The sequence below is a fragment of the Ruminococcus sp. 1001136sp1_2201st1_G3_2201SCRN_220225 genome (genome assembly GCF_040924365.1).
Taxonomy (GTDB): Bacteria; Bacillota; Clostridia; order Lachnospirales; family Lachnospiraceae; genus Blautia_A; species Blautia_A faecis.
The window spans coordinates 1-1,034 of the sequence record NZ_JBCOME010000141.1 but is presented as its reverse complement, the minus strand read 5'-3'; the positions used below and the strand labels follow the sequence as shown (position 1 = coordinate 1,034).

Annotated in this window: 1 protein-coding gene; it reads left to right on the top strand. The window is 43.6% G+C overall.

From position 1 onward, the window contains the following. Positions 1-1,034: carboxylesterase family protein (locus AB5642_RS20290; RefSeq protein ID WP_368371967.1), on the top strand; the 1,034-nt coding region annotated here is incomplete at both ends.

Below are 1,034 nucleotides of genomic sequence, written 5' to 3'. Positions count from 1 at the left end.
AATTGCCAGAATCTGAATGTCTGGACACAGGATCTGGATACCAATGCAAAGAAGCCGGTTATGGTATGGTTCCACGGCGGTGGATTCTACAACGGCTCCTCTATTGAAGGTGTTGCATATGATGGAAAGAATCTCAGCGAATATGGTGATGTGGTTGTGGTAACTGTAAACCATCGTTTAAACGTACTTGGTTACATGGATCTTTCCGATTATGGCGAGGATTATCAGTATTCCGGTAACTGCGGCACAGCAGATTTAGTTGCATCCTTAAAGTGGGTAAAAGAAAACATTGCTAACTTCGGCGGTGATCCTGACAACGTAACTATTTTCGGACAGTCCGGCGGCGGCTGCAAGGTTCTCAATATGTTCGCTACCTCTGAAGCAGAAGGATTATTCGATCAGGCGGTAGTACAGAGTGGTGGTGAAGGTCATATTGACCAGGATATTGCAAAAAAAGTAACTGCAAAAACCCTTGAAATTTTAGGAATTTCAGACAATGAGGTTGAACAGTTAAAAGAGGTTCCTTATGATACTCTCGATGCGGCTGCAACGGAAGCACAGAAACAGGTAGGCGAGGAACTGGGAACTTCTGTGGGCTGGAGTCCTGTTCTCGATGAAGATTATCTTCATACTGATTTCCTGGATTGGACAAATGATGTTCCGGTTATGGTAGGTTCTGTATTTGGAGAAATGAACTGCTGGACTGCTCTGGATCCAAATGAAACCAACAAAAACTCCTGGACTGATGAAGAAGTAGACGCAAAATTAACTGAAAAATATGGTGATAAAGCGGAAGCGGTAAAAGAAGCATTCTTGAAGGCATATCCGGAAAAGAGCGCTTGCGATGCTTATTATGTATCCAACCGAACAGGAGACTTCGGCACACTGGCAAAGAGACTGGAATCCGGAGATAACAAAAACTACAACTATCTTGTATCCTATGAGTCTCCACTTGACGGTGGTGTAAACTTATGGCACTGCGGAGAAATCCCATTTGTATTCCACAATGTAGATTTAGTAGCCGGTTCCTATGG